This window comes from Geodermatophilus africanus, from assembly GCF_900107105.1.
GTDB classification, from domain to species: domain Bacteria; phylum Actinomycetota; class Actinomycetes; order Mycobacteriales; family Geodermatophilaceae; genus Geodermatophilus; species Geodermatophilus africanus.
Window position 1 is genome coordinate 443,050 of sequence record NZ_FNOT01000003.1, and the last position, 26,717, is coordinate 469,766.

General features: G+C 75.1%; 26 protein-coding genes. 22 read left to right on the forward strand and 4 right to left on the reverse strand.

Annotation, left to right across the window (positions count from 1 at the left end; genetic code table 11):
• Positions 1–84: 84 nt before the first annotated feature.
• The 3 genes from BLW63_RS07395 to BLW63_RS07405 are packed head-to-tail and all read right to left on the reverse strand — an operon-like array spanning position 85 to position 3,899.
• Positions 85–1,356, reverse strand: coding sequence for an FAD-dependent oxidoreductase (locus tag BLW63_RS07395; RefSeq protein ID WP_170856686.1), 1,272 nt, complete (start codon positions 1,354–1,356; stop codon positions 85–87).
• Positions 1,357–1,395: 39 nt separating this feature from the next.
• The gene (locus tag BLW63_RS07400) at positions 1,396–2,214 is read right to left on the reverse strand and encodes an endonuclease/exonuclease/phosphatase family protein (protein ID WP_091153011.1); all 819 of its coding nucleotides are present in this window, start codon (positions 2,212–2,214) and stop codon (positions 1,396–1,398) included.
• Between the two features lie 5 nt (positions 2,215–2,219).
• The gene (locus tag BLW63_RS07405; RefSeq protein ID WP_091153234.1) at positions 2,220–3,899 is read right to left on the reverse strand and encodes an alkaline phosphatase D family protein; all 1,680 of its coding nucleotides are present in this window, start codon (positions 3,897–3,899) and stop codon (positions 2,220–2,222) included.
• Between the two features lie 71 nt (positions 3,900–3,970).
• Here BLW63_RS07405 and ftsY point away from each other — a divergent pair, with 71 nt between their 5' ends.
• Positions 3,971–5,197: a signal recognition particle-docking protein FtsY gene (gene ftsY, locus BLW63_RS07410; protein ID WP_091153013.1), complete on the forward strand. Its 1,227-nt coding sequence runs from the start codon at positions 3,971–3,973 to the stop codon at positions 5,195–5,197.
• 136 nt (positions 5,198–5,333) lie between these two features.
• Here ftsY and nicT read toward each other — a convergent pair whose 3' ends face one another.
• Positions 5,334–6,470 (reverse strand): Nickel transporter NicT, encoded by a 1,137-nt coding sequence (nicT, locus tag BLW63_RS07415; RefSeq protein WP_244522419.1) that lies wholly within the window; start codon positions 6,468–6,470, stop codon positions 5,334–5,336.
• Positions 6,471–6,818: 348 nt separating this feature from the next.
• Between nicT and BLW63_RS07420 the strand changes: the two genes are divergently transcribed.
• From BLW63_RS07420 to dprA, 21 genes are all read left to right on the forward strand, one after another.
• Positions 6,819–8,186 (forward strand): ammonium transporter, encoded by a 1,368-nt coding sequence (locus tag BLW63_RS07420; RefSeq protein ID WP_091153015.1) that lies wholly within the window; start codon positions 6,819–6,821, stop codon positions 8,184–8,186.
• Positions 8,183–8,521 carry a P-II family nitrogen regulator gene (locus BLW63_RS07425; protein ID WP_091153018.1) on the forward strand — a complete coding sequence of 113 codons (339 nt, stop codon included), beginning with the start codon at positions 8,183–8,185 and terminating at the stop codon, positions 8,519–8,521. The genes BLW63_RS07420 and BLW63_RS07425 overlap by 4 nt, the downstream gene beginning before the upstream one ends.
• Before the next feature lie 144 nt (positions 8,522–8,665).
• Positions 8,666–11,044, forward strand: coding sequence for a [protein-PII] uridylyltransferase (locus BLW63_RS07430; RefSeq protein ID WP_091153020.1), 2,379 nt, complete (start codon positions 8,666–8,668; stop codon positions 11,042–11,044).
• An 87-nt stretch (positions 11,045–11,131) separates the two neighbouring features.
• On the forward strand, positions 11,132–11,350 hold the full coding sequence (locus BLW63_RS07435; RefSeq protein ID WP_091153022.1) for a hypothetical protein: 219 nt from the start codon (positions 11,132–11,134) through the stop codon (positions 11,348–11,350).
• Between the two features lie 244 nt (positions 11,351–11,594).
• On the forward strand, positions 11,595–13,178 hold the full coding sequence (gene ffh / locus BLW63_RS07440) for a signal recognition particle protein (protein ID WP_091153024.1): 1,584 nt from the start codon (positions 11,595–11,597) through the stop codon (positions 13,176–13,178).
• Positions 13,175–14,257, forward strand: a complete 1,083-nt coding sequence (locus tag BLW63_RS07445) for an amidohydrolase family protein (protein ID WP_170856687.1) — start codon at positions 13,175–13,177, stop codon at positions 14,255–14,257. The genes ffh and BLW63_RS07445 overlap by 4 nt, the downstream gene beginning before the upstream one ends.
• Positions 14,258–14,532: 275 nt before the next feature.
• The gene (locus BLW63_RS07455) at positions 14,533–15,087 is read left to right on the forward strand and encodes a hypothetical protein (RefSeq protein ID WP_091153029.1); all 555 of its coding nucleotides are present in this window, start codon (positions 14,533–14,535) and stop codon (positions 15,085–15,087) included.
• 125 nt (positions 15,088–15,212) lie between these two features.
• Positions 15,213–16,961, forward strand: a complete 1,749-nt coding sequence (locus BLW63_RS07460) for a proline--tRNA ligase (protein ID WP_091153031.1) — start codon at positions 15,213–15,215, stop codon at positions 16,959–16,961.
• A 218-nt stretch (positions 16,962–17,179) separates the two neighbouring features.
• Positions 17,180–17,620 carry a 30S ribosomal protein S16 gene (rpsP, locus tag BLW63_RS07465; protein ID WP_091153033.1) on the forward strand — a complete coding sequence of 147 codons (441 nt, stop codon included), beginning with the start codon at positions 17,180–17,182 and terminating at the stop codon, positions 17,618–17,620.
• Positions 17,621–17,623: 3 nt separating this feature from the next.
• Positions 17,624–17,860 carry an RNA-binding protein gene (locus BLW63_RS07470; RefSeq protein WP_091153035.1) on the forward strand — a complete coding sequence of 79 codons (237 nt, stop codon included), beginning with the start codon at positions 17,624–17,626 and terminating at the stop codon, positions 17,858–17,860.
• Positions 17,861–17,884: 24 nt separating this feature from the next.
• Positions 17,885–18,418: a ribosome maturation factor RimM gene (rimM, locus tag BLW63_RS07475; RefSeq protein ID WP_091153037.1), complete on the forward strand. Its 534-nt coding sequence runs from the start codon at positions 17,885–17,887 to the stop codon at positions 18,416–18,418.
• On the forward strand, positions 18,415–19,155 hold the full coding sequence (trmD, locus tag BLW63_RS07480) for a tRNA (guanosine(37)-N1)-methyltransferase TrmD (protein WP_091153039.1): 741 nt from the start codon (positions 18,415–18,417) through the stop codon (positions 19,153–19,155). The genes rimM and trmD overlap by 4 nt, the downstream gene beginning before the upstream one ends.
• Positions 19,152–19,652, forward strand: coding sequence for an NUDIX hydrolase (locus BLW63_RS07485; protein ID WP_091153042.1), 501 nt, complete (start codon positions 19,152–19,154; stop codon positions 19,650–19,652). The genes trmD and BLW63_RS07485 overlap by 4 nt, the downstream gene beginning before the upstream one ends.
• 145 nt (positions 19,653–19,797) lie before the next feature.
• Positions 19,798–20,154 carry a 50S ribosomal protein L19 gene (rplS, locus tag BLW63_RS07490; RefSeq protein WP_012949994.1) on the forward strand — a complete coding sequence of 119 codons (357 nt, stop codon included), beginning with the start codon at positions 19,798–19,800 and terminating at the stop codon, positions 20,152–20,154.
• 74 nt (positions 20,155–20,228) lie between these two features.
• Positions 20,229–21,149 carry a signal peptidase I gene (lepB, locus tag BLW63_RS07495; RefSeq protein WP_091153044.1) on the forward strand — a complete coding sequence of 307 codons (921 nt, stop codon included), beginning with the start codon at positions 20,229–20,231 and terminating at the stop codon, positions 21,147–21,149.
• A gap of 266 nt (positions 21,150–21,415) precedes the next feature.
• Positions 21,416–22,129 carry a response regulator transcription factor gene (locus tag BLW63_RS07500; protein WP_091153045.1) on the forward strand — a complete coding sequence of 238 codons (714 nt, stop codon included), beginning with the start codon at positions 21,416–21,418 and terminating at the stop codon, positions 22,127–22,129.
• 224 nt (positions 22,130–22,353) lie between these two features.
• Entirely contained in the window at positions 22,354–23,130 is a 777-nt protein-coding gene (locus tag BLW63_RS07505; RefSeq protein ID WP_091153047.1) for a ribonuclease HII, read from the forward strand.
• Positions 23,127–23,447, forward strand: coding sequence for a DUF2469 domain-containing protein (locus BLW63_RS07510; RefSeq protein WP_012949990.1), 321 nt, complete (start codon positions 23,127–23,129; stop codon positions 23,445–23,447). Before BLW63_RS07505 ends, BLW63_RS07510 begins: the two co-directional genes overlap by 4 nt.
• 132 nt (positions 23,448–23,579) lie before the next feature.
• Entirely contained in the window at positions 23,580–23,939 is a 360-nt protein-coding gene (locus BLW63_RS07515) for a YraN family protein (protein WP_091153049.1), read from the forward strand.
• Complete coding sequence (locus BLW63_RS07520) at positions 23,936–25,456, forward strand: YifB family Mg chelatase-like AAA ATPase (RefSeq protein WP_091153052.1); 1,521 nt, start codon at positions 23,936–23,938, stop codon at positions 25,454–25,456. The genes BLW63_RS07515 and BLW63_RS07520 overlap by 4 nt, the downstream gene beginning before the upstream one ends.
• Positions 25,453–26,715 carry a DNA-processing protein DprA gene (gene dprA / locus BLW63_RS07525; RefSeq protein ID WP_244522420.1) on the forward strand — a complete coding sequence of 421 codons (1,263 nt, stop codon included), beginning with the start codon at positions 25,453–25,455 and terminating at the stop codon, positions 26,713–26,715. The genes BLW63_RS07520 and dprA overlap by 4 nt, the downstream gene beginning before the upstream one ends.
• The last annotated feature ends 2 nt before the right edge of the window (positions 26,716–26,717 follow it).

Here is a 26,717-nt window from a genome sequence, read left to right on the forward strand (position 1 = left end):
CACCGGCGCGGCCGGGTGCGGACGGCGTCGGGGGAGTGTCGCCTGCCGGTCGGTCGCGACCCACCGGGAGTCCGACGCCCACGGTCAGCGCCGGCGGCGCACCGCGGCGGCCGCGCCACCGACGAGCGCGGCGAGCGGAAGAGCGGCGCGGGCGACGACGCTCCCCGCGGGCGTGGCGGTGGCCCGGATCCACCCGACGGGCTGCAGGGATTCGCGGACGGCGTCCGCGGCGCGCGGCCGCAGGAGGCGCTCGTAGTCGTGGACGGCCATGACGGGCGTCACCTCCCCGCGAGCGGCGGCGGTCAGCGCGGTGCAGAGCTCGGCAGCGTCGACGACCGCAGTGGCGGCACCGCGTCCTCCGGTCGGCGGGACGGCGTGGACCGCGTCGCCCAGCGCGGTCACGCGGGTCGAGGGCCAGGACGCGATGTCGGTGGGGTCGGCAGCCGAGAAGCGGAAGACGCTGACCCCCTCGGGGTCGGCGCGCTCGACGATCGAGACCAGGGAGTCGGCCCAGTGACCCCGGCGCAGCACCGTGGCCGCCGCTCGGACGACCTCGGGCGACGATGACCGGCGCAGCTGCGGGGGGAGGACGGCGTCCGTGGCGATGACGCCCCAGATGACCCGTGGCTCACGGGTCGTGGCCGCGCTCGTCCCGATCCGGATCGGGCTCTGCTGCAGCGGGTCGTGCAACGACAGGTACAGGCCGCTGCCCCCGGGACCGATGGCCAGGACGGCGCTCCGGTCCACGAGGCGACGGGCCTCCGGGGGGAGCACGTCGGCAGTCGTCCAGCCGGCGACACCCGAGAGCCCGGTCGGCCGCGCCGTCGGGCGCCCGGCGAGGGCGGTGGCGACCACCGAGGAGACACCGTCGGCGCCGACGAGGACGTCGGACTCCACGCTCGAGCCGTCGTCGAGGTGCGTGACGACGCGGTCGCCGCGGACCTCGTGGCCGGTGCACCGGCGGCCGAGGCGCAGGACGTCGCCGAGTCCGTGCGCGAGCAGCAGCCGCAGGGTCACGCGGTCGACGTCCAGGGCCTCCTGCCCGGCGGTGCCGCCGTGGGCGATGAGACGTCCGCGGTGGTCGCGCACCGCGATGCCGCGGTCGTCCCGCGCCGCCGAGGCGTGCAGGAGCTCGACGAGGGAGGGATCGAGCAGCTCGCGCAGCGCGGTCAGGGCCGGCACACCGAGGTGCAACCGGTAGCCGCCCGTCCGAGCGAGGTCGAGGTCCCGCTCGACGACGACCACGTCGAGTCCTGACCGGTGGAGCCCCTGGGCCAGGGCGAGGCCGCCGATGCCCGCTCCCACCACCGCCACCCGCACGTCGGTCCCCCATTCTCTGGCGTCGCGCCCGGTCACCGACCCGTGCACCGGTCCGTGGCCCCGTTCCGAGCGGCGTCACACGCCGGAGCGGACCTGCAGGTCGACGACGAGCGGCAGGTGGTCGGAGGCGCCGGCGCCGTCGAGTACGTGCGCGCGGGCCACGCCGACGCCGGGGGAGACCCACACCTGGTCGATCCGCCGGCGCGGGCGCCGGGCCGGGTGCGTCTCGCCGTGCTGGTGGTGCCAGAAGCGCCAGCCGGCCCGGTCCTCGCGGTCGGGCGCCAGGTCCCACGCGTCGGTGAAGCGCCCGGTCAGTTCGGCCAGCTCGGGGGCCTTCCTGGGGTCGGCGTTGAAGTCCCCGACGAGGACGCCGGTCTCCATCGGCTCGGTGTGCAGCGCGGCGATCGCGGCGATCTGCTCGGCGCGCTCCGCGGGGGAGCGGGTCGACAGGTGCGTGGTCGTCACCCACAGCACGGCACCGTCGAGCTCGACCATCGTCCGCAGCGCGCTGCGCGGCTCGCCGCCACCGGGCAGCGGGTGGACGTCGCTGACCAGGATCGGCAGCCGGGACAGCAGCGCGTTGCCGTACTGGCGGCGCAGCACCCGCTCCCGGCGCGGCTCGTCGATCGCCGGGCCCCACGCCAGCTGCATGTCCAGCGCCCGGGAGAGCAGCAGCGCCTGGTCGACGTCTTCGCTGCGGTCGCCGTAGTACCGGTCCACCTCCTGCAGGCAGATGAGGTCGGCGTCGGCCGCGGCGAGCACCGTGGCCAGCCGCGGCAGGTCGTGGCGGCCGTCGACCCCGACGCCGTGGTGGGTGTTGAAGGTGACCAGCCGGACCGGGATCGGCGGCTGGTCGGGGCCGGGAGCGGGCCGCGTGCCCAGGGGGTCGCTCACCCGCGTCAGCCTGTCACCTCCGCCGCGACGGGGTCCGACAGCGGCAGGTCGGCGACCAGCTGCAGCCGCTCCTGGCCGGCGTCGTCCCGGTCGGTGACGAACAGCCGGAAGGAGACGTCGCGGTCGTTGAGGACGAGCTCGCCGAGCTGGTTGCCGAAGTACGGGCCGGCCTGCTTGGCCCAGTCCAGTTCGGAGGGGCGGACCCGCGCCAGGCGGGACAGCCCCGTGGTCAGCCGGCGGGCCCAGCGGCTCCAGCCGATCCGGAAGCCCACCCGGATCGGATGCGGCGCCTGGTTGTGCAGCGGCGACACGGTCAGCTGGTGCACCCGGGTGCGCAGGCCGTCAGGGGCCACCAGCTCGGCGGCGTAGGCGTGGTGGACGTCGCCGGAGAGCACGAGTGCGGTCGCCGGCGCCCGGCCCTGCTCGCCGCGGCCCAGCGCCACCAGGGCCCGACCCAGCCGTTCGAAGGAGTCCCCGAACGCCGCCCAGTGCTCGAGGTCGGCGGCCTGCCGCAGCCGCTCGGAGACCCAGCCGAGCGGGCGACCCAGGTGCCGCCGGACCAGCGTCTCGTTCCACCGCTCGACCTCGTGGATGGCGTGCGGCAGCAGCCACGGCAGCGAGGTGCCCAGCACCAGGTGCTCGACGCCCTCGTCGACGGCGCGGCGCATCGCCGCCTCCACCCAGGCGAACTCGTCGTCGTCGAGCATCGCCCGGGCGGACTCGTCGAGCACCCGGCCGGCCCGGCTGTCGATCACGATCATCCGCGCCTCGCCCCAGTGCCGCACGTAGCTCCAGCGGATCGAGCGCGGATCGCGGTCGGCGGCCCCGGCCATCGCCTGCAGCACCGGCTCGGCGTCGTCCCGCCGCTCCTGCACCGCCTGCCAGGTGGTGTTGTCGGCCAGCTCCTGCGGGCTGAGGTTGCCCAGGTGCTGGTACACCCAGTAGCTGACCAGGCCACCGCAGATCCGGCGGGTCCACCAGTCCTGCCCGGTCACCTCGCGGCGCCAGGCGGCGGAGGTGTTCCAGTCGTCGATCATCTCGTGGTCGTCGAAGATCATCGACGACGGCACGGTGGACAGCAGCCAGCGCACCTGCGGGTCGCTCCAGGACTCCGCGTAGAGCCGGGTGTACTCCTCGAAGTTGTCGACCTGGGCGTCGGCCGGGGCCGGGTGCTGCCGGCGCAGCGAGAGCCAGTCGCGGGTCGCGTGCGTGAGCTCGTCGGCGTAGACCTGGTCGCCCAGCAGCACCAGCGCGTCGGGCCACTCGTCCTCCGGCTGTTCCGCGAGCCGGGCGGCGTAGGTGTCCAGCGCGTCGGGCGGGATGCCCTCGGTGGCGTCGACGGTGCTGGGGGTGGCGTAGCGGCAGGAGCCGAAGGCGATCCGGAAGGGCCCCGGCCGGCCCGGCGTCCGGATCCGGCTGGCCGGGAACGTGGACGACGCCGCGGGCCAGACCCGCTCGCCGTCCAGGTGCACCTCGTAGGGCGTGACGCTGCCCGGCTCGAGCCCCTCGACGACGACGAGGGCGTAGTGGTGCCCGCTCACGGCGAAGGTGCGGGCGCGGCGGCCGAGCACCGTCACCTCGCACGGCCGGTCGGTCTCCACCCACACGGTGGCCGAGACGGGGTCGACGTGCCGCAGCAGGGGACCGAGGAGGAGGACCGGGGCGTTCCGGCCGGGTAGCGGCATGCCGCCCAGGGTGGCGCACGGGCGCGGGATCCGCACCGACCCCGACCCCGGGTGCTGGGAGACTGGGGGCCATGGAGTTCGTGCTGATCGCGATCGCGATCCTGGTCGTGGGTCTGGTCCTCGGGGTCAGCCTGCTCGTCGGCCGCGGCCGGCGGACCACCCGGCTGGACGACGACGCCACCGCCGGCACCACGCTGACCCGGCCGCGCCCGCCCACCCCGACGGCCGAGGCCCCGCCCCGGCCGTCGGGGGCGACGGCGAGCGGGCTGGGGACGACGGCCGAGCCGGACGCCGTCTCGCCCGAGGCGCCGCCCGACGTCGAGCTGCCCCCGGCCACCCCCGAGCCCGGCCTGGTCTTCGAGACCCCGCCACCGTCGGCCGGGCGGCTGGTGAAGCTGCGGTCGCGGCTGGCCCGCTCCCAGTCGAACCTGGGCCGCGGCCTGCTCACCGTCCTCGCCCGCGAGCGGCTGACCGAGGACGACTGGGAGGAGGTCGAAGAGACCCTGCTCGCCGCGGACGTCGGCGTCGCGGCCACCCAGCAGATCGTCGACCGGCTGCGCACCCAGTCGATGGTGCTGGCCACCGCCTCCGGCGCGGAGCTGCGGCTGCTGCTGGTCCGGGAGCTCACCGCCGTCCTCGGGCCCGACCTCGACCGCAGCCTGGGCGTGGACCGGCACGAGGGCCGACCGGGGATCGTCCTGGTCGTCGGCGTCAACGGTGCCGGCAAGACGACCACCGTCGGCAAGATCGCCCGCGTCCTCGTCGGTGACGGCAAGAGCGTCGTCCTGGGCGCCGCCGACACCTTCCGCGCCGCCGCCGCCGACCAGCTGGAGACCTGGGGCGAGCGGGTCGGCGTCCTCACCGTCCGCGGCCGGGAGGGGGCCGACCCGGCGTCGGTCGCCTTCGAGGCGGCGCGCACCGGGCTGGAGGGCGAGGTGGACACCGTCGTGGTCGACACCGCCGGCCGGCTGCACACCAAGGGCGGCCTCATGGACGAGCTCGGCAAGATCAAACGGGTCGTCGAGAAGGTCGCGCCGGTGACCGAGGTGCTGCTGGTCCTCGACGCCACGACCGGCCAGAACGGCGTCGTCCAGGCCCGCGTGTTCACCGGAGCGGTGACCGTCACCGGCGTCGTCCTCACCAAGCTCGACGGCACCGCCAAGGGCGGCATCGTCGTCTCGGTGCAGCGCGAGCTCGGCATCCCGGTCAAGCTCGTCGGGCTGGGGGAGGGCGCCGACGACCTAGCGCCGTTCGAGCCCGAGGCGTTCGCGGAGGCCCTGGTCGGCGGCGCCGACTGAAAAGGACCCCCCTGCCCCCCACTGCTCGCAGGCTCGCAGCGGGACCCTGCAGGGGGCCGTTCCCGTACGTCACCGGGCTCGCAGCGGGACCCTGCAGGGGGGCCGCCGACCGCTCGACGAGCGGCCGGCGGCGGGGCTATGCGGCGTCGGCGGCCGCCGCGCCGTCGGTCCACCGCTGCTCGATGCGACCGAAGCGCCACACGGCCACGGCGACCGCCCAGGTCACGAGGAACAGGCCGACGATCGCGAAGCCGACGAACTCGAGGTCCAGCGACGCCATCCACACCAGCGGGCCGGCGTCGAGGGACAGTCGCTCCACGAGCAGCCCGACGAGCACCAGTGAGCCGATCACGAGGGCCACGGTCACCGACAGGACGGTGATCGTGAGGTTGTAGAACACCTTGCGGACCGGCTTGAGGAACGCCCAGCCGTAGGCGCGGGTCATCAGTACGCCGTCCGCGGTGTCGAACAGGCTCATCCCCGCCGCGAACAGCACCGGCAGGACCAGGATCGCGTACCACGGCAGCACGAAGGCGGCGGAGCCGGCGGCCAGGACCAGCAGCGCGACCTGCGTGGCGGTGTCGAAGCCCAGACCCATGAGCAGGCCGACCGGGTAGAGGTGCCACGGCTTGCTGACCCGCCGGGTCACCCTCCCCAGGAGACGGGCGAGGAACCCGCGGTTGTGCAGGTGGTGCTCCAGTTCGGCCTCGTCGTACTCCCCGGCGCGCATCCGGCGGAACACCCGGGCGATGCCCACCGCCGAACCGAGGTTCATCAGGCCGATGAGCAGCAGGAAGGTACCGGCCACGAGCGTGCCGACCAGCCCGAGCGCCTGGTTGACCGAGGAGCTCTCGTCCTGGACGACGCCGGCGATCGACCGGACGCCGGCGACCAGCAGCAGGCTGGCGGCGAAGACCACCGACGAGTGCCCGAGGGAGAACCAGAAGCCCGTGCTCACCGCCGGCTTGCCCTCGTCGACCAGCTTGCGGGTGGTGTTGTCGATCGAGGCGATGTGGTCGGCGTCGAAGGCGTGGCGGACGCCGAGCATGTAGGCGGTCAGCCCGACGCCCACCCCGAGGACCCCGGTGCTGCCGAGCTGGTACCCGGCGGGGGCGACCGCGAGGACCAGCACGCCCCAGCCCACGACGTGCAGCAGCAGCACGACCGCGGCCATGGCGCCGATGGACCGGCGCTCGTGGTGGCTGAAGCCGCTGCCGACCCGCACGAGGCGCAGCGGCGCGCGGAACGGGGCTGACACGGCGGGCAGGTGCACGCGGACTCCTCGGGAGGCGGCCCCACCCCGTGCGGTGGGTGCCTGCCGGGGACCTTATTGCAGCCTCTTCGCAACTGCACATGGCTTGCAACAAGGTGCAACGGACGCCGGGAGCGGGCTCCGCAACACGACCGGAACACGACGGGCAGACACGCGGGCCGGAGTTCACCGCGCGGAAACAGTGGCGCGCCGGTCGCCGAAACGTGCCGGCGGCACGGTGAGCGTCAACGTCGCCCCTCCCCGGGAGGAGCGCCGGTCAGCCCCTCGGCCCGGGCGTCTCCCGACGTCCCGGCCCCGTCCCGTGCGGCCTGCGCGATGCCGGCCGCACCGATCCGTCAGGAGGTTGCCGTGGACACCGGCGACACCGCTTGGGTCCTGGCCAGTGCCGCGCTGGTGCTGTTCATGACCCCCGGTCTGGCGCTCTTCTACGGCGGCATGGTCCGCGCGAAGAGCGTCCTCAACATGATGATGATGAGCTTCGGCGCGCTCGCCCTGATCAGCGTGCTGTGGGTGCTCTACGGCTACTCGATGGCCTTCGGCGACGACATCGGCGGCGGCCTGCTCGGGAACCCGCTGGAGTTCTTCGGGCTCTCCGCGCTGCTGGGCACCAGCGGCCTGGAGGGCGGCTTCCAGCCCGAGAGCCTGGTCTTCACGGTGCCGTCGATGGCCTTCGTCGCCTTCCAGGCGATGTTCGCCATCCTCACCGTCGCGCTCATCTCCGGCGCCGTCGCCGACCGGGCCCGCTTCGGCCCGTGGATGGTCTTCGCCGGTGTCTGGGCGACGCTGGTCTACTTCCCGGTCGCGCACTGGGTCTTCGCCTTCGACGGCGCGGAGTCCGAGACCGGTGGCTGGATCGCCAACGACCTGCTGGCCATCGACTTCGCCGGCGGCACCGCGGTGCACATCAACGCCGGTGCGGCCGGCCTGGCGCTGGCCCTGGTGCTGGGCAAGCGGCGCGGCTTCGGGCGCGACCCGATGCGGCCGCACAACCTGCCGCTGGTGATGATCGGCGCCGGCATCCTGTGGTTCGGGTGGTTCGGCTTCAACGCCGGCTCCGCGCTGGCCGCCAACGGGCAGGCCGCCGAGGTCTTCGTGACCACGCTGGTCGCCACGGGTGCGGCGGCCCTGGGCTGGCTGCTGATCGAGAAGCTGCGTGACGGCCACGCCACCTCCCTGGGTGCCGCCTCCGGCGTCGTCGCCGGTCTGGTCGCCATCACCCCGGCCTGCTCGTCGGTGACGCCGATCGGGGCGATCCTCATCGGCCTGGTCGCCGGCGTCGTCTGCGCCCTGGCGGTGGGCCTGAAGTACCGGCTGGGCTACGACGACTCGCTCGACGTCGTCGGCGTCCACCTCGTCGGTGGCCTGTGGGGCACCCTGGCGGTGGGCCTGTTCGCCTCGGCGAGCACCACGGCCGGCGTCGACGGCCTCCTCTACGGCGGCGGTCTCGACCAGCTGTGGCGGCAGGCGCTGGGCGCCGTCGCCGTGCTGGTCTACTCCTTCGTCCTCACCCTGGTGATCGGCGTCGTCATCGCCAAGACCATGCGCTTCCGGGTGGCCGAGGAGGACGAGGTGACCGGCATCGACTCCGTCGTGCACGCTGAGACCGGCTACGACCTCGACTCCCTCGGCGGCGGGGGCGGCAGCGCGACCCTGGGCAACCAGGCGCACGCCGAGGCCCGGGGTATGACCGTTCCCACCGAGAGGAGCCGGGCGTGAAGCTCGTCACCGCCATCGTCAAGCCGTTCAAGCTGGACGACGTCAAGGACGCCCTCGAGCTGATCGGCATCGCCGGGCTCACCGTCAGCGAGGTCCAGGGCTTCGGCCGCCAGCGGGGCCACACCGAGGTCTACCGCGGGGCGGAGTACCAGGTGGACTTCGTGCCGAAGGTCCGCATCGAGGTCGTCGTCGGGGAGGTCGAGGCCGCCCGGGTCGTGGACGCGATCGTCGAGGCCGCCTCCACCGGCCAGATCGGCGACGGGAAGGTGTGGGTGACGACGATCGACGAGATCGTGCGCGTCCGCACGGGGGAGCGCGGCGCCGACGCCCTCTGACACCCGGCCCCCTGCAGGGGCCCGCGGCGAGCTCGCGCGAGCCCGTGGGGGCAGGGGGTCCTTCGACGGCCGGGGTGGGAGGAGTGCCTGCCACCCCGGCCGACGCCGTTCCCAGGAGCAGCTGACGAGGAGCGAGGGGGAGACGTGCTGGACACCGGGTCGCTGCCCGCACTGCCGCGGGGCGAGCGCGCGGAGGTGCTCGACGCCTGGCTCACCGGCCTGCTCGACGAGGCGGTCGCGGGCACCCCGCCGCCCCGCTCCCGCCGGGGTGCGGGCGGGCGGGCTGGAGAACCGCCGCGCACCGGGACCGACGGCGTCGCCCTGGTCGCCGTCGGCAGCCTGGGTCGCCGGGAGCTCCCGCCGCAGGGCGACCTCGACCTCGTCCTCGTGCACGAGGGGCGTCCGGAGATCGCCGCGCTCGCGGACGCGATCTGGTACCCCGTCTGGGACGCCGGGCTGCGGCTGGACCACTCGGTGCGGACGGTCGCCGAGGCGGTCGGCGTCGCCTCCACCGACGTCAAGGCCGGGCTCGGGATGGTCGACGTCCGCTTCGTCGCCGGGGACGCCGGGCTCGCGGCGACGCTGCGCAGCGCGACCCTGGGCAGCTGGCGGCAGTCGGCGTCCCGGCTGCTGCCCCAGCTGCGCGACCTGCGCTGCGGCCGCGCCCGGCAGGTCGGCGAGCTGGCCTTCCTCCTCGAGCCCGACCTCAAGGAGGCCTACGGCGGCCTGCGGGAGGGGCAGGTGCTGCGCGCGGTGGCCGCCGCCCAGCTGGCCGACGAGCCCACCGCTGAGGTCGAGGAGGCCTACGCGTTCCTGCTCGACGTGCGCGACGAACTGCGGCGGCGCACGGGCCGGCCCAGCGACGTGCTGGTCCGGCAGGAGCAGCGCCCGGTGGCCGTGGCGCTCGGCCTGCCCGACGAGGACGCGCTGCTGCGCGAGGTGAGCCTGGCCGGGCGCCGGCTGGCGTTCGTCGCCGACGAGACCTGGCGGCGGGTGGAGGCCGCGCTGGTCCGCCGTCCCCGGGGCCGGTACCGGCGGGTGCGCCGGGAGCCCCTGGCCGAGGGCGTCGTCCGCCAGGGCGACGAAGTCGTGCTCGCCCGCGACGCGCGCCCCGCCGCCGACCCCGGCCTGGTGCTCCGGGGCGCGGCCGCCGCCGCGCGCGAGGACCTGCTGCTGTCCCCCTACACGCTCAAGGTGCTCGCGGTGCACTCGCGGCCGGTGCCCGAGCCGTGGCCGGCGGAGGTGCGCTGGTCGTTCCTGCGGCTGCTGGCCAGCGGGCGGTCCGCGGTGGCGGTCCTCGAGCAGCTCGACCAGGAGGGGCTGCTGTCCCGCTTCCTGCCGGAGTGGGACCGGATCCGCTCGCTGCCGCAGCGCCACCCGTGGCACCGGTTCACCGTCGACCGGCACCTGGTGGAGGCCGCCGCGGCCGCCGCGGAGCTGACCAGGGACGTCGACCGGCCCGACCTGCTGCTGGTCGGCGCGCTCCTGCACGACGTCGGCAAGGGCTGGCCCGGCGACCACAGCGAGGTCGGCGAACCCATCGCGGCCCGCATCGCCGCCCGGATGGGCTTCGCCGCGGCCGACGTCGCCACGCTGGCCGCGATGGTGCGCCACCACCTGCTGCTGCCCGACACCGCGACCCGCCGCGACATCGACGACCCCGCCACCGTCGAGCGGGTGGCCGCGACCATCGGGCACGACCCGGCACTGCTGCACCTGCTGCACGCCCTGGCGCAGGCCGACGGCGCCGCGACCAGCTCCTCGGCCTGGTCGCCCTGGAAGGCCCACCTGGTCGCCGCGCTGGTCGCCCGGGTGCAGGCGCGGCTGGGCGGCACCCCGGTCCCCGAGCCCGAGCCGGTGCTGCACCCGGGGGAGCCGCAGGTGAGCACCGACGCCCCGGCCGACGCCGCCAGCGCCATCTCCGTCGGCGTGGAGGACGTCGCCGACGGCCAGCAGGTGACGATCGTCGCGCCCGACCGGCACGGCCTGTTCAGCCAGCTCGCGGGCGTCCTGGCGCTCAACCAGCTCGACGTGCGCGCCGCCAAGGTCAACGTCGCCGGCCACCGCGCCACCGCGGTCTTCGCCGTCCGGCCGCGGTTCGGTCGGGCGCCGGTGGCCTCGATTCTGGCCGACGCCGTGCGGGCCGCCTTCGAGGGGACCCTGCCGCTGGCCGAGCGGCTGCGGCAGCGGGAGGCCGACTACCGGCAGGACGCCGCCCGGGCGACGCCGCCGCGGGTGTCCTGGCACAACGGCGAGGTGACCGGCGACGCGACCGGCATCGTCGAGGTGCGCGCGGGGGACCGGGCCGGGCTGCTGTATCGGCTGACCGCGGCGCTGGTGACCGAGGGCCTCGACGTCACCTCGGCCCGGGTCGAGACCCTCGGCGCCGACGCCGCCGACCACTTCTACGTCGCCAACCCCTCCGGGGAGCCGATCGGCGCCGACCAGCGGGCCCGGGTGGAGGCCGCCCTGGCCGCCGCCGTCCGGGGCGCGGTGCCCGACCCGGCGGACACGCCGGGCTGAGGTGCGCGGTCCTGTCGTACCCCCGTGCCACCGTCGGGACGAGCGGGACGGAACGGTTCCGACGACGACCGCAGGGAGGCACCCCGCATGACCGGCACGTCCGTCGAGGTCGCCGCAGCCGAGGGCAGGGTCTGGCCCTGCCCCTCCTGCGACGGGGACCGGGAGTTCGTCCAGCCGCCGTGCGTCGACGGGCACACCGAGGGCGGCGACGAGTGCCCCGAGTGGTCCTGCGCCGACTGCGGCACGGCGGTCGTCACGGCCGCCCCGGTGGCCGCCGTGGCCGCGCCCGCCCGCCGCGCGGCCTGAAGAAGGGCCACCCTGCCCCCCACGCCTCGCAGGCTCGGCGCGGGTCCCTGAAGGGTGGCCGTGCGACTCCGTCACCGGGCCCGCGGCGCGGTCCGGTCGGCCGATCCCGCCGTCCCCTGGCTCCTGCTCGTTAGGCTGGTCCGGAGGTGGCGCGACGGCCCCGGGGGCTCCCCGGACGCCGGAGGCCGAAGAGCCGGTCGGAGCGACCGGCCGGCCGCGCCCACGAGCTCTGCGAGGACGTGCTGTGTTCGAGACCCTCTCCGACCGCCTGGACAAGGTCTTCAGCGGCCTGCGCGGCAAGGGCCGGCTGACCGACGCCGACATCGACGCGACCGCGCGGGAGATCCGCATCGCGCTGCTGGAGGCCGATGTCGCCCTGCCGGTGGTGCGGGCCTTCATCACCGCGGTCAAGGAGCGGGCGCGCGGGGCCGACGTGTCCCAGGCGCTCAACCCCGCGCAGCAGGTCATCAAGATCGTCAACGAGGAGCTCATCCAGATCCTCGGCGGGGAGACCCGCCGGCTGCGCTACGCCAAGCAGTCGCCCACGGTGATCATGCTCGCCGGTCTGCAGGGCTCCGGTAAGACGACCCTGGCCGGCAAGCTCGGCCGCTGGCTGAAGTCCCAGGGCCACACCCCGCTGCTGGTCGCCGCCGACCTCCAGCGGCCCAACGCGGTCAACCAGCTCTCCATCGTGGCCGGCCAGGCCGGGGTCGACGTCTTCGCGCCCGAGCCGGGCAACGGCGTCGGCGACCCGATCCGCGTCGCCGCCGACTCGATCGACCACGCGCGGCGCACCATGCACGACGTCGTCGTGGTCGACACCGCCGGCCGGCTGGGCATCGACGCCGAGCTGATGGCGCAGGCGGCCGGCATCCGCGACGCCGTCCGGCCCGACGAGACGCTCTTCGTCGTCGACGCGATGATCGGTCAGGACGCCGTCACCACCGCCGAGGCCTTCCGCGACGGCGTGGGCTTCACCGGCGTCGTCCTCACCAAGCTCGACGGCGACGCCCGCGGCGGTGCCGCCCTGTCCGTGCGCTACGTGACCGGCCAGCCGATCATGTTCGCCTCCACCGGCGAGAAGCTCACCGACTTCGACGTCTTCCACCCCGAGCGGATGGCCTCGCGCATCCTCGGCATGGGCGACGTGCTCACCCTCATCGAGCAGGCCGAGCAGGCCTTCGACGCCGAGCAGGCCGAGAAGATGGCCGGCAAGCTCGTCAGCCGCGAGGGCTTCACCCTCGAGGACTTCCTCGAGCAGATGATGGCCATCCGCAAGATGGGCCCGATCGCCAACCTGCTCGGCATGCTGCCCGGTGCCGGGCAGATGAAGGAGCAGCTCAAGCAGGTCGACGACCGCGACCTGGACCGCACCGCGGCGATCATCCGCTCGATGACGCCCGAGGAGCGGGTCAACTCGAAGATCATCAACTCGTCGCGGCGGGTGCGCATCGCCAACGGCTCGGGCGTCACCGTCACCCAGGTCAACCAGCTGCTGGAGCGCTTCGCCCAGGCCCAGAAGATGATGGGCCAGATGGCCGGCAGCATGGGCCTGCCCGGCATGGGCCCGATGTCGAAGAAGGCCCGCGGCCGGCAGATGCAGGCCCAGGCGAAGAAGGGCAAGAAGGGCAAGGGGAAGGGCAAGGGCGGCCCAGCCCGCCGGCCCGTCGGCGCCCCGGCCCTGCCGCCGGGCGCGGGCAACCCCTTCGGCGGCGGGTTCCCCGGAGGTGTGCCCGGCGGCATGCCCGGGCTGCCGCCGGGGCAGGGCCTGCCCGACCTCACCAAGCTCACCTTCGACCAGCCCGGGGACGAGCGGCCCTCCCGGTGAGCGCGCCCGCCCTGCACCTCGCCGGCGTCGTGCTGCCCGAGGGGGAGCACCGCGACCTGTGGGTCCACGACGGCCGCGTCACGTTCGAGCCGGTGCCCGGCGCCGAGACGGTCGGCCGCGGGGGCTGGCTGGTGCCCGGCCTGGTCGACGCGCACTGTCACGTCGGCATCGCCACCGGCGGATCGCCGGTCGACGACCTCGCCGCCGCCCGCGAGCAGGCGCTCACCGAGCGCGGCGCGGGCGTCCTGGCGCTGCGCGACTGCGGCTCCCCGGTCGACACCCGGGCCCTGGACGACGAGCCGGACCTGCCGACGATCGTCCGCGCCGGCCGGCACATCGCCCGCACCCGCCGCTACATCCCCGGGCTGGCCGCCGAGATCGAGCCGGACGCGCTGGTCGAGGAGGTCCGCGCGCAGGCCCGCCGCGGCGACGGCTGGGTGAAGCTGGTGGGGGACTGGATCGACCGCGGCGTGGGCGACCTCGCGCCCGAGTGGCCGGCCGACGTCCTCGCGGCCGCGATGGCCGCCGCGCACGAGGAGGGCGCCCGGGTCACCGCGCACACCTTCGGCACCGACGCGCTGCCCGACCTCATCGGTGCCGGCATCGACTGCATCGAGCACGGCACCGGCCTGACCGAGGAGCTCGTCGGCGTCATGGCTGCGCGGGGCACCGCCGTCGTCCCCACGCTGGTCAACGTGGAGAACTTCCCCGGCTTCGCGGCCGCGGGCGAGAAGAGGTTCCCCGCGTACGCCAGCACGATGCGGCGGCTGCACGCCTCGTCGGGCGCCGTCGTCCGGGCGGCGTTCGAGGCCGGCGTGCCGGTGTTCGCCGGCACCGACGCCGGGGGCGGCATCGACCACGGCCGGATCGCCGACGAGGTGCGCGCCCTGCACGCAGCGGGTCTCCCGGCCGAGGCGGCACTGGCGGCGGCCTCGTGGTCGGCGCGCTCGTGGCTCGGGCTGCCGTGCATCGAGGAGGGGGCGCCGGCCGACCTGGTCGTCTACGACGCCGACCCGCGCGCCGACCTCGGCACCCTCGCCCGGCCGCGGCACATCGTGCTGCGCGGCCGGGTCGTCTAGGCCGGAGGCGATCCGAGCCCCAGCGTGACCTCGGTGCGGCCGGGGGCGGAGGCCGGTGCCGTCGGAGCCCAAGGCGTGGCCGCGGTCGCGCAGTGCCCGGATGACGGCGGTGCGGATCCGCTCGTCGTCCTCCACGACCAGGAGTCGGGCCGTGCGCTGATCGTGACGTCCCCGGGCCGGCAGTTCGTGTCCCCAAGTCAGGGGGATGATCACGGGGGCCGCACGCGTCAGTCTCTGTGGGTGAGCTCGACCGACGCGGCGGGAGCGTCTGCGGCATGACGCGGACCGTTGCACTCGCAGCCCTCTGGACCGCCTCGGCGGCGTCGGCCGTCGGCTTCCTCGCCGTGTCCCTCGTCGACGCCGAGGCCTCGCCGGTGACCCGGCCGATCGCGGCCACCGAGTCGGTGTCCGCCTCGCCGGCCGGCTCCCACGACGCCGGCCTGCCTGCCGCCGCGTCGCAGCCACCGGCCGCGGCGCCGCCCTCGGGCGAGTACGCCACCGTCGGGGGCACGGTCTTCGCCTCCTGCGACGGCGGGATCCTGCAGGTGGGGGCGGCCCCGGCGACCGGCTGGTGGGTCGACGACCAGGACCAGCACGGGGAGGTGGAATTCGGGAGCGCCACGCAGGAGGTGGAGGTGCACGTCGCCTGCGCCGACGGCGTCCCCTCCTTCCGCGACGAGGGCGTGCGGGCCGACGAGGACCGGCCCGAGGACTCGAGCTCACCGTCGCCCGCCCCGGGCGCCGACGACTCCACCGGCCGGGTGGGCGGCGGGCACGGCTCCGACGACCCGCCCGGCGACGACGACGGCGGCGACCGCGTCGACGACTGACCGCTGCCCCTCCCACGGACCCGCTGCCGGGCTCGGTGACCCCCGCACCGAGCCCGGCAGCGTGCTCTCCGCCGTCGCGGCAAACCCAGCGGCGACCCCGCGGGCCCGCCTGGGAGACTCGTCGCGTGCTGCTGCGGATGTCCACGCTGTTCCTGCGCACCCTGCGCGACGACCCGGCCGACGCGGAGGTGCCCAGCCACCGCCTCCTGGTGCGGGCGGGGTACATCCGGCGGGCCGCGCCGGGTGGCTTCACCTGGCTGCCGCTGGGCTACCGCGTCTTCCGCAACGTCGAGCGCGTCGTCCGCGAGGAGATGAACCGGATGGGCGCGCAGGAGGTGCACTTCCCGGCGCTGCTGCCGCGTGAGCCCTACGAGGCCACCAACCGCTGGACCGAGTACGGCCCCAACCTCTTCCGTCTCCAGGACCGCCGGGGTGCCGACTACCTGCTCGGCCCCACCCACGAGGAGATGTTCACCCTCCTGGTGAAGGACCTGTACTCGTCGTACAAGGACCTGCCGCTCGCGCTGTACCAGATCCAGACCAAGTACCGGGACGAGGCGCGTCCCCGGGCGGGGCTCTTCCGCGGCCGCGAGTTCACGATGAAGGACAGCTACTCCTTCGACGTCGACGACGCCGGGCTGGACAAGAGCTACGCCGCCCACCGCGACGCCTACATCCGGGTCTTCGACCGGCTGGGCCTGGACTACGTCATCGTCTCGGCGATGTCGGGAGCCATGGGCGGGTCCCGGAGCGAGGAGTTCCTGCACCCCACCCCGATCGGCGAGGACACGTTCGTCCGCTCGGCCGGCGGCTACGCGGCCAACGTGGAGGCGGTGACCACCGTCGTCCCCGACGAGATCCCGCTCGAGGGGCTGCCCGAAGCCCACGTCGAGGACACCCCCGACACCCCGACCATCGAGACGCTGGTCGCGGTCGCGCAGCAGCTGTTCCCCGACGAGGACCACACCGCCGCCTCGACGCTGAAGAACGTCGTCGTCACGCTGATGCACCCCGACGGCACCCGCGAGCCGCTGGTGGTCGGCATCCCCGGCGACCGCGAGGTCGACCTCAAGCGGCTGGAGGCGCAGGTCTCGCCGGCCGAGGTGGAGCCGTTCAGCGACTTCGAGGCCCACCCCGAGCTGGTCAAGGGCTACATCGGTCCGCATGTGCTCGGCGCCGACAGCGCGTCGGGCATCCGCTTCCTCGTCGACCCGCGGGTGGTGACCGGCACCCGCTGGATCACCGGCGCCAACGAGCCCGGCAAGCACGTCTTCGACCTGGTGGCCGGCCGGGACTTCACCTGGGACGGCGTCATCGAGGCCGCCGAGGTGCTGCCCGGCGACCCGGCGCCCGACGGTTCCGGCCCGCTGGAGCTGGCCCGCGGGGTGGAGCTGGGCCACATCTTCCAGCTGGGCCGCAAGTACGCGGAGGCACTCGACCTCAGGGTGCTCGACGAGAACGGCAAGCTCGTCACGGTCACCATGGGGTCCTACGGGATCGGCGTCTCCCGCGCCGTGGCCGCGATCGCCGAGTCCACGCACGACGAGCTGGGCCTGGTGTGGCCGCGCGAGGTCGCGCCGGCCGACGTGCACGTGGTCGCCACCGGCAAGGACGCCGCGGTCTTCGAGGCTGCCGAGTCGCTGGCCCAGGAGATGGTCGCGGCCGGGCTGACCGTGCTCTACGACGACCGGCCCAAGGTCTCGCCCGGGGTCAAGTTCAAGGACGCCGAGCTGCTCGGGATGCCGACCATCGTCACCGTGGGCCGCGGGCTCGCCGCCGGCGTGATCGAGCTGCGCGACCGGGCGACGGGGGAGCGCGAGGAGGTGCCCGTCGCCGAGGCCGCCGCCCGGGCGCTGGCCGCCGTCCGCGGCTAGATGTACCCGGCATGGCCCCGTCCAGAGGCTCGCGCCCGAGCGTGCGAGGGCGGGAAGAGGACGGGGTTCTCTTTCTGGCACAATGGACCGTCGAACACGGCGGTGGGCGGCCCTCTCACCGTTGCCGGCCGTGTCCAGCCGCACCGCCCCCGCCGTACCCCCACGCGTCGCTCCGGGCGGGCACACACGACCTGCGTTCGAGGAGAACACCACACACCGTGGCCACCAAGATCAAGCTCATGCGCCTGGGCAAAATGCGCGCGCCGTACTACCGCATCGTCGTCGCCGACTCCCGCACCAAGCGCGAGGGGCGTTCGATCGAGACGATCGGCAAGTACCACCCGAAGGAGGACCCGTCCTTCATCGAGGTCGACTCCGAGCGGGCGCAGTACTGGCTGGGTGTCGGCGCGCAGCCGACCGAGGCCGTCGCCGCCATCTTCCGCGTCACCGGTGACTGGCAGAAGTTCAAGGGCGAGGCCGCGCCGCCGCCCATGAAGGTCGCCGCCCCGAAGCCGGACAAGAAGGCCCTTTACGAGGAGGCCGTCCGCGCCTCGGGTGAGGAGCCGGCCGCCGGCGCCACCACCCCGAGGAAGAAGGCCGCTCCCAAGGCCGACGACGCGGCGGCGAGCGACGCCCCCGCCGAGACGCCCGCCGAGTAAGTCGTGCTCGAAGAGGCGCTCGAGCACCTGGTCAAGGGCATCGTCGACCACCCCGAGGACGTCACGGTCGACCTGCTGACCAACCGTCGCGGCAAGACCCTCGAGGTCCGGGTGCACCCCGACGACCTCGGCAAGGTCATCGGCCGCGGCGGCCGCACCGCCAAGGCGCTGCGCACCGTGATGACCGGTGTCGGCGGCCGGGGCCTGCGGGTCGACGTCGTCGACACCGACGGGCGCTGAGCACCTCACCCGGAGCACCACCCGGTGAGCGCAGAACCGCACGAGACCACCGACACCGTGGTGGTCGGCCGCATCGGCCGGCCCCACGGTGTCCGTGGTGAGGTGACCGTCGAGGTCCGCACCGACGACCCGGACCTCCGGTTCGCCCCCGGCGCGGTGCTGCGCACCGACCCCGCCGAGCGCGGGCCGCTGACCGTTGCCGGCCGCCGCTGGCACCGCGAGGTCCTGCTGCTCGCCGTCGAGGGCGTCGAGAGCCGCGAGGCGGCCGAGGAGCTGCGCAACACCGAGCTGCACGTCCCCGTGGCGGAGCTGCCCGCGCTCGAGGACCCCGACGACTACTACGACCACCAGCTGGTCGGCCTGACCGCCCGGCTGCCCGACGGCACCGGGCTGGGCGCCGTGGCCGCCGTCCGCCACGAGGGCGCCGACCTGCTCGTCGTCCGGCGGGTCGAGGGTGGGGAGCTGCTGGTGCCCTTCGTCACGGCGATCGTCCCGACCGTCGACGTCGCCGGTGGGTTCGTCGTCGTCGACCCGCCCGAGGGGCTGCTCGACCTGTGAGCGTGCCCTTCCGGGTGGACGTCGTCACGATCTTCCCCGAGTACCTGACGCCGCTGCGGCAGTCGCTGCTGGGAAAGGCCGCCGAGCGAGGCCTGGTCGGCGTGGAGGTGCACGACCTGCGGCAGTGGACCGACGACCTCCACCGCACGGTGGACGACGCCCCCTACGGCGGCGGCCCGGGCATGGTGATGAAGCCCGAGCCGTGGGCCCGGGCGCTCGAGGCCGTCCGCTCGCCGGGCACCCGCCTGGTCGTGCCGACCCCTGCCGGGCGCCCCTTCACGCAGGCCGTGGCCGCCGCGTGGGCGACCGAGCCCGGCCTGGTGTTCGCCTGCGGCCGCTACGAGGGCATCGACCAGCGGGTCGCCGACTGGGCCGCCGGGGCCGGGCCGGTGTCGGAGGTCTCGATCGGCGACTACGTGCTGGCCGGCGGCGAGTCCGCGGTGCTGGTCATGGTCGAGGCGGTGACCCGGCTGCTGCCCGGCGTCGTCGGCAACCGGGAGTCCGTCGAGTACGACTCGCACGCCGACGGCCTGCTGGAGGGGCCGTCCTACACCCGCCCGGCGTCCTGGCGCGGCCACGAGGTCCCGGCCGTGCTGCTGTCGGGCGACCACGCCGCGATCGCCCGGTGGCGGCGCGCGGAGTCCCTGCGGCGGACCGCGGCCCGGCGTCCGGACCTGCTGGCCGCGCTGCCAGACGGCGCGCTCACCGACGACGACCGCGCCGTCCTCGGCGAGTGACCGACCGCGCCTGGGTCCGGCCGACCGCCCGCGTGGTCGTCCTGGACCCGTCCGGGCGGGTGCTGCTGCTCGGCGCCCGGCTCACCGACCCCGCCGTCCCGCCCGGCGACGTGCTGTTCTGGTACACGCCCGGCGGCGGCGTGGAGCCGGGGGAGGGCGTGCGGGGAGCCGCGGCCCGTGAGCTCGCCGAGGAGATCGGCCTCCTCGTCGACCCCGGCCGGCTCGAGGGGCCGGTGTGGTTCCGGCGGCACGTCGGTCCGAACGCCTTCGTGCAGATCGACTCCCGCGAGACGTTCTTCGTACTGCGCGACGTCGAGCACGAGGTGGACGCGAGCGGGCGCACCGAGCTCGAGCTGCTGGGCGCCGAGCCGCACCGCTGGTGGAGCGCCGAGGAGGTCGCCGCGAGTGCGGAGACCTTCGCGCCGCGGGAGCTCGCCGACCTGCTGGCGGAGCTGTCCCGCGGCCCGTGGACGGGGCCGCCGCGCTTCGTCGGCTGACGATGTGGCACAGTAGAGAGCTGCTGCGGACGCGTCGCCCCGTCGACGGCGAGCTCCTCCCGGAGCGCAGCGCCCCGGATCGGACAGCCGGGGGCGTCTGCTGTCCGCGCCGCAACGACATGACCGCTAGGACAGGACTGCCGCGATGAACACCCTGGACGTACTCGACGCCGACTCGCTGCGCGACGACATCCCCGAGTTCCGCCCGGGCGACACCGTCAAGGTGCACGTGCGCGTCATCGAGGGCAACCGCTCCCGCATCCAGGTCTTCCAGGGTGTCGTCATCCGCCGGCAGGGCGGGGGCATCCGCGAGACCTTCACCGTCCGCAAGGTCAGCTTCGGCGTCGGCGTCGAGCGCACCTTCCCGGTGCACACCCCGGTCGTCGAGAAGATCGAGGTGCTGACCCGCGGTGACGTGCGTCGCGCGAAGCTGTACTACCTGCGCGAGCTGCGCGGCAAGGCCGCCAAGATCAAGGAGAAGCGCGAGACCGTCTCGCGCTGACGCTCCGCGCTGACACGACGCAGGCCGGTCCGGCCTGACCGCGGCGGGTCTCCCCCGGCCGTACGCTGGCTCCGATGAGCAGTGACCGGCCCGGGAGGCCCGCCGACGTCGTTCCGGAGCCGGAGGAGCCCCAGGCGACCGGGTCCACCGCCGACACCGATCCCGTGAGCCCGGTTCCCGGCCGCCGGGGGCGCCGCCGCGAGCAGGAGGCCAAGAAGGGCTCGCTGCTGCGCGAGCTGCCGGTGCTGCTGCTCATCGCCTTCGTCCTCGCCCTGCTGGTCAAGACCTTCCTGGTCCAGGCCTTCTTCATCCCGTCGGGCTCGATGGAGCGGACCCTGCACGGCTGCCCCGGCTGCACCGGCGACCGCGTCCTGGTCAACAAGGTGCCCTACTGGTTCGGTGCGCCCGAGCCCGGCGACATCGTCGTGTTCGAGGGGCCGGAGAGCTGGTCGCCCGAGGTGGACGTCGCCGAGCCGGGCAACTGGTTCTCCGGCGGCCTGCTGTGGCTCGGCCGTGCCATCGGCGTCGCGCCGCCGAGCGAGGACGACTTCGTCAAGCGGGTCATCGCCACCGGCGGCCAGACGGTGCAGTGCTGCAATCCCGAGGGCCGGGTCACCGTGGACGGTGAACCGCTCGACGAGCCCTACGTCTTCGAGGACACCCCCCTGGAGAGCCGGGCCTTCGGGCCGGTGACCGTGCCCGAGGGCCGGCTGTGGGTCATGGGCGACCACCGTTCGGCGTCGGCGGACTCCAAGGCGCACGTCGGCGACGAGTGGTCGGGCACGGTCGCCGTGGACGACGTCGTCGGCAAGGCCGCGCTGATCGTCTGGCCGCTCGACCGCTTCGGCACGCTCGGCTCACCGGACATCCAGGGCACCGAGGCGGCCGGCGTCCCCGTCTCCGGCGCCGCCGCGGTCGCCGCCCCCTACGCCCTGGGCCTCGTGGGTGCCGTGCCGCTCACCGCCTGGCGACGGCGCAGGTCACGCGGCGGCTGACCGGCTCCAGGCCTCCCTCGACCCGCACCTCCCGTCACCTCGGGGCGTGCGGGTCGAGTCGTTCCCGGGACCGCCGCGGAATGCCATCGCCATGTCGACACGAATGCGACCGGTCGCCATTCAGGTGTTACCCGTGGAACTCGGTGCGGTCCGCAGAGCTATCGCGGAATTGTTCGGATAATGTCGGAAAAGCATTCAAGCAACCGTCTCACCCGTCCGATGGAGATCGTGAGAGAGTTCCCCGAACGTGTGAAACGGAGCCGATTGTGTCCGCACCCCTGGCGAGCGCCGCCCGCGGCGTCACCCGCGTGCTCATCCTCGCCGACGCCCCCGTCCTGCGTCGTGGGCTGGTGAGCATGGTCAACGAGACCGCCGGCATGCAGTCGGTCGGCACTCCGGGCGAGCTGCGCCGCGCCCTCACGCTGGTCGAGACCGCCCGCCCCGACGCGGTGGTCGTGGAGCTGGGCTCGGGCCGCGCCGCGACCCTCAACGCCTGCCGCGACCTGCGCCGCCGGTACCCCCGGGTGACGATCGTGGCCCTGGGCACCTCCGAGGACCCCGCCGTGGTGAACGAGGCGCTGGCCGCCGGCGTCCGCGGCTACCTGATGATCAACACCTCGCCGACGCTGCTCGGCTGGGCCATCCTGGCCGCCCGCGCCGGCCGCACCGTCGTCGACCCGCAGATCCGCCGGGTCGAGCCGTCGGCCACTCCCGCCGCCAAGCCCTTCGCCCCCGAGGTGCCGCTGACCCGCCGCGAGTCCGACGTCCTCGACGAGCTGATCCAGGGCCAGTCGAACCGGCAGATCGGCCGCAACCTGTTCATCAGCGAGGACACCGTCAAGTCCCACGTCAAGGCCATCCTGCGCAAGCTGGGTGCCCGCGACCGGGCGCACGCCGTCTCCCTGGTGCTGTCCTCCCGCAACCCCGCCGCCTGCACCTGCGGCGCCCACGCCCTGGCCCCGACCACCGCCGAGGCCTGAAAGAGGACCCCGTCCTCCTCACCGTTCGCAGGCTCACGGCGAGCCTCTGGACAGGGCCGCCGGGCCCGGCCGGACCGCCCGCCTCCTCGGCGGTCCGGCCGGCCGCTCCGGCGGCCGACGGTCCACGGGCCGGCCCCCTCTGACCCCGGGGGCCGGCCCGTGGCGTTCTGTGCCCGCGACGACCGGCCCGCGGTGTCTCCCCGGCGTCGTACTGTCGGACCGCGATGGCAGTCCGTACCACCCCCGCTCCTCCCGGGCCGCGGCACCGCGCCCGCGCGGTCCCGCTCGCCGACGACCGGCCCGACGCCCTGTGGGACATGGAGCGCTCCCTGCGCCGCCGCGGGTTCGCCGCGGTCGCCGGCGCCGACGAGGCCGGCCGCGGGGCCTGCGCCGGTCCGCTCGTCGCCGCCGCATGCGTGCTGCCGGCCGGCCGCCGGGGGAGGGTCCCCGGCCTCGCGGACTCCAAGCTGCTGACCGCCGCGGCCCGCGATCGGGTGTACCAGGAGGTCGTCGAGCGCGCCGAGGCATGGTCCGTGGTCGTCCTGCCGGTCGCCGACCTCGACGCGCGCGGCATGCACGTGACCAACATCGAGGCGCTGCGCCGCGCGGTGTGGGCTCTCGACCCCGGCGCGGACTACGTGCTCACCGACGGCTTCCCCGTGCCGGGGCTGGCCCGCCCGACCCTCGCAGTGTGGAAGGGCGACCGGGTGGCGGCGTGCGTGGCGGCGGCGTCGGTGCTGGCCAAGGTCACGCGGGACCGGATCATGCTGGACCTGCACGAGCGCTGGCCGCAGTACGACTTCGCCGTCCACAAGGGCTACAGCACCGCTGCGCACGACGCCGCCCTGCAGCGGTACGGGCCCTGCCCGGAGCACCGGAGGCGCTTCGTCAACGTGGTCCGGGCCCGCGACGCGCACGCCGCCCGGGGAGTCCAGCTGACCGGCTCCGGCGCGATGGTCGATGATGGGTTCATGCGCCCTGTGTCCGGAGAGCCTCGATGAGCACCGAGGACCTGGAGAAGTACGAGACCGAGATGGAGCTGCAGCTCTATCGCGAGTACCGGGACATCGTCCGGCAGTTCACCTACGTGGTGGAGACCGAGCGGCGCTTCTACCTCGCCAACTCCGTCGACCTGCAGGTCCGGGAGGCCGGCGGCGAGGTCTACTTCGAGCTCAAGCTCTCCGACGCCTGGGTCTGGGACATGTACCGGCCGGCCCGCTTCGTGCGCAACGTCCGGGTGCTGACCTTCAAGGACGTCAACGTCGAGGAGCTGGACAAGCCCGACCTCGAGCTGCCCGACGGTCCCCGGCTGACCTGATCCGCGTGTCACGGGCCGGCGGCTGACCCTGCCCGCTGACGGTGCGGGACCCGGCGTCCACAGCCGCCGGCTCCGTCCACAGATCGGCCGGACGGCTGTCCCGGCCCGTGCGGGCGGACGACGGTCGGCCGGGTGCGAACGACATCGGACCTCGGCGCCCACGGCGAGCGCATCGCTGCCGCCTACCTGACCGACCGCGGCCTGCGGGTCCTCGACCGGAACTGGCGCTGCCGCGACGGCGAGCTCGACATCGTCGCCCGCGACGGCGACGCGCTGGTCTTCTGCGAGGTCAAGACCCGCCGTGCGGTCGGCTTCGGCCACCCCGTGGAGGCGGTGGGGCACGTCAAGCAGCGCCGGCTGCGCACGCTGGCCCAGCGCTGGCTGGCCGCCCACGAGGAGCACGCGCCGGAGCTGCGCTTCGACGTCGTCGGCGTGCTGGTGCGCACCGAGGGGCCGGCGCTGGTCACCCATCTGCGGGCGGCGTTCTCGTGACGCTCGCGCGGACCTGGTCGGTGGGGTTGGCCGGGGTGCACGGCGCGATGGTCGACGTCGAGGTGGACCTGTCGGCCGGCGTCCCCGGCGTGGTGCTCGTCGGCCTGCCCGACGCCGTCGTGCGCCAGTCGGTCGACCGGGTGCGTGCGGCGGTGGTCAACGCCGGCGGCAGGTGGCCGCTGCGCCGGATCACCATCGGACTGTCGCCGGCGTCGATGCCCAAGCAGGGCAGCGGCTTCGACCTGGCGCTGGCCGCGGCCGTCCTTGCCGCCGACGGAGCGGTGCCGGCCGAGTCGGTGGGCCGCCTGGTCCTGCTCGGGGAGCTGGGGCTCGACGGCTCGCTGCGCGCCGTCCGCGGGGTGTTGCCGGCCGTCCTCGCCGCCGCCCGGGCCGGCCATCCGACGGTCGTGGTCCCCGCCGGCAACGCGGAGGAGGCCGCGCTGGTCGAGGGCGTCGAGGTGCTGGCCGCCGGCAGGCTCGCCGAGGTGGTCGCCCACCTCAGGGGCCGGGCGCCGCTGCCCCGGCACACCCGCCGGCCCCTGCCCCCCACGCCCCCTGGGCCCGACCTGGGCGACGTCGTCGGCCAGTCGATCGGCCGCCGGGCGGTGGAGGTGGCGGCCGCCGGCGGGCACCACCTGTTCCTGAGCGGGCCGCCCGGTGCGGGCAAGACGATGCTCGCCGAGCGCCTGCCCGGCCTGCTGCCGCCGCTGGACGAGCGGGAGGCGCTCGAGGTCACGGCCATCCACTCGGTCGCCGGGACGCTGCCGCCGGACGCCCCGCTGGTGACCCGCCCGACCTTCGAGGCGCCGCACCACTCGGCGACGATGGCCGCCCTGGTCGGCGGCGGGTCGGGGCTGATCCGCCCCGGCGCGCTGTGCCGGGCCCACCGCGGGGTGCTCTTCCTCGACGAGGCGCCGGAGTTCCCGCGGGCGGTCCTCGACACGCTGCGGCAGCCGCTCGAGCGCGGCTCGGTGACCATCTCCCGGGCCAGCGGCGCGGCCACCTTCCCGTGCCGGGCGCAGCTGGTGCTTGCGGCCAACCCCTGCCCCTGCGCCAGTGCCGCCGGCGACGCCGCCTGCACATGCAGCCCGTTGGAGCGGCGGCGTTACCAGGCCCGCCTCTCCGGGCCCCTGCTCGACCGCATCGACCTGCGGGTGGACCTGCCGGCGGTCACGAGAGCCGCTTGGCTGGAGGCCGGGACGGCGCCCGAGCCGACCGCCGTCGTCGCCGACCGGGTCGCGCAGGCACGGGGGGCCGCGGCCGCGCGGCTGTCCGGCGCGGGCCTGCACGTCAACAGCCAGGTGCCGGGCCGGCTGCTGCGCGAGCGGTGGTCGCCGCCGCGGTCCGCGCTCCGGCTGGTCGAGCGGGCCCTGGAGCGCGGCGCGCTGTCGGTCCGCGGCTACGACCGCGTGCTGCGGGTGGCGTGGACGCTCGCCGATCTCGCCGGCCGGACGGTGCCCGGTGCCGACGACGTCGCCGAGGCACTGGGGCTGCGGCTGCAACGGGCCGCGGCGTGAGCGAGCGGTCCGGCCTCGACGAGGACATGGCACAGGGGCTGTCCGAGGTGCCGACGTCCGACGGGCTCGCCGGGCCCGCGGTGCGGCGGGCGCGAGCCTGGCTCAGCCGCGCGGCCGAACCGGGCAGCGTCGCGTTCTGGCGCTTCGTCGAGGACGCCGGCCCGGTCGAGGCGGTGCGCCGGCTGCGGGCGGGCCGGGCGCCCGACGCCGTCCGGGCGCTGGTCGGCGCCCGCGCCGGGCAGGACGCCTCGCTGACCGACCTGCTCCGGGCCGAGCGCTGCGGCGCGCGGCTGGTGGTGCCCGAGGACGACGAGTGGCCGGCGCACCTGCTGCACTGCCTCACGCTGGCCACCGGCGAGGAGCCCGACGACCCGCGGCACCACTCGCCGCGCACGACCGCTCCGGTGCCGCCGCTGGCCCTGTGGATCCGGGGAGCCGCCCGGCTCGACGAGCTGGCCGACCGGTCGGTGGCGCTCGTCGGTGCCCGGGCGTCGACCGCCTACGGCGAGCACGTCGCCGGCGAGCTCGGCCACCAGCTGGGGGAGCGCGGCTGGACGGTGGTCTCCGGCGGGGCCTTCGGCATCGACGCGGCGGCACACCGGGGTGCGCTGGCCGCGGACGCCGCCACGGTCGCGGTGCTCGCCTGCGGCGTCGACCGGCCCTACCCGGCCGCGCACGGGGCGCTGTTCCACCGCATCGCCGAGTCCGGCCTCTTGGTCAGCGAGTGGCCACCCGGAGCCGCGCCGCACAAGCACCGCTTCCTCGTCCGCAACCGGCTGATCGCCGCGCTGACCCGGGGCACCGTGGTCGTCGAGGCGGCGGCCCGCTCCGGTGCGCAGGCGACCGCGCGGCGGGCGCACCGGCTGGGCCGGCAGGTGATGGTCGTCCCCGGCCCGGTCACCTCGGCCATGAGCGTGGGCTGCCACGAGCTGCTGCGCGAGGCCGAGCTGGCTGCGGTCCTCGTCACGAACGCCGCCCAGGTGGTCGAGCTGGTCGGCCGGCTGGGGGAGGACCTCGCCGACCCGCCGGAGCGGCCCAGCGGTCCCCGCGACGAGCTCTCCGACCTGGCGGTGCGCGTGCTCGACGCCTGTCCCGTCCGCAACGGCGTCAGCCCCGAGCGGCTGGCCCGGGTGGCCGGTTGCGACGTCCTCGACGTGCTCCGGGTGCTGCCCGCGCTGGAGCTCGCCGACCTCGTCGAGGTGACCGACGCCGGGTGGCGCCTGGCCCGGCCGGGGCGGACCGGCGAGGGGCGGGGGTGACG

Coding starts and splice junctions, on each gene's coding strand:
- rplS (WP_012949994.1), top strand. CDS start 19,798: ATGAACACCCTGGACGTACTCGACGCCGACTCGCTGCGCGACGACATC.
- BLW63_RS07455 (WP_091153029.1), top strand. CDS start 14,533: ATGACGCGGACCGTTGCACTCGCAGCCCTCTGGACCGCCTCGGCGGCG.
- BLW63_RS07510 (WP_012949990.1), top strand. CDS start 23,127: ATGAGCACCGAGGACCTGGAGAAGTACGAGACCGAGATGGAGCTGCAG.
- BLW63_RS07435 (WP_091153022.1), top strand. CDS start 11,132: ATGACCGGCACGTCCGTCGAGGTCGCCGCAGCCGAGGGCAGGGTCTGG.
- ftsY (WP_091153013.1), top strand. CDS start 3,971: ATGGAGTTCGTGCTGATCGCGATCGCGATCCTGGTCGTGGGTCTGGTC.
- lepB (WP_091153044.1), top strand. CDS start 20,229: ATGAGCAGTGACCGGCCCGGGAGGCCCGCCGACGTCGTTCCGGAGCCG.
- BLW63_RS07405 (WP_091153234.1), bottom strand. CDS start 3,899: ATGCCGCTACCCGGCCGGAACGCCCCGGTCCTCCTCCTCGGTCCCCTG.
- BLW63_RS07505 (WP_091153047.1), top strand. CDS start 22,354: ATGGCAGTCCGTACCACCCCCGCTCCTCCCGGGCCGCGGCACCGCGCC.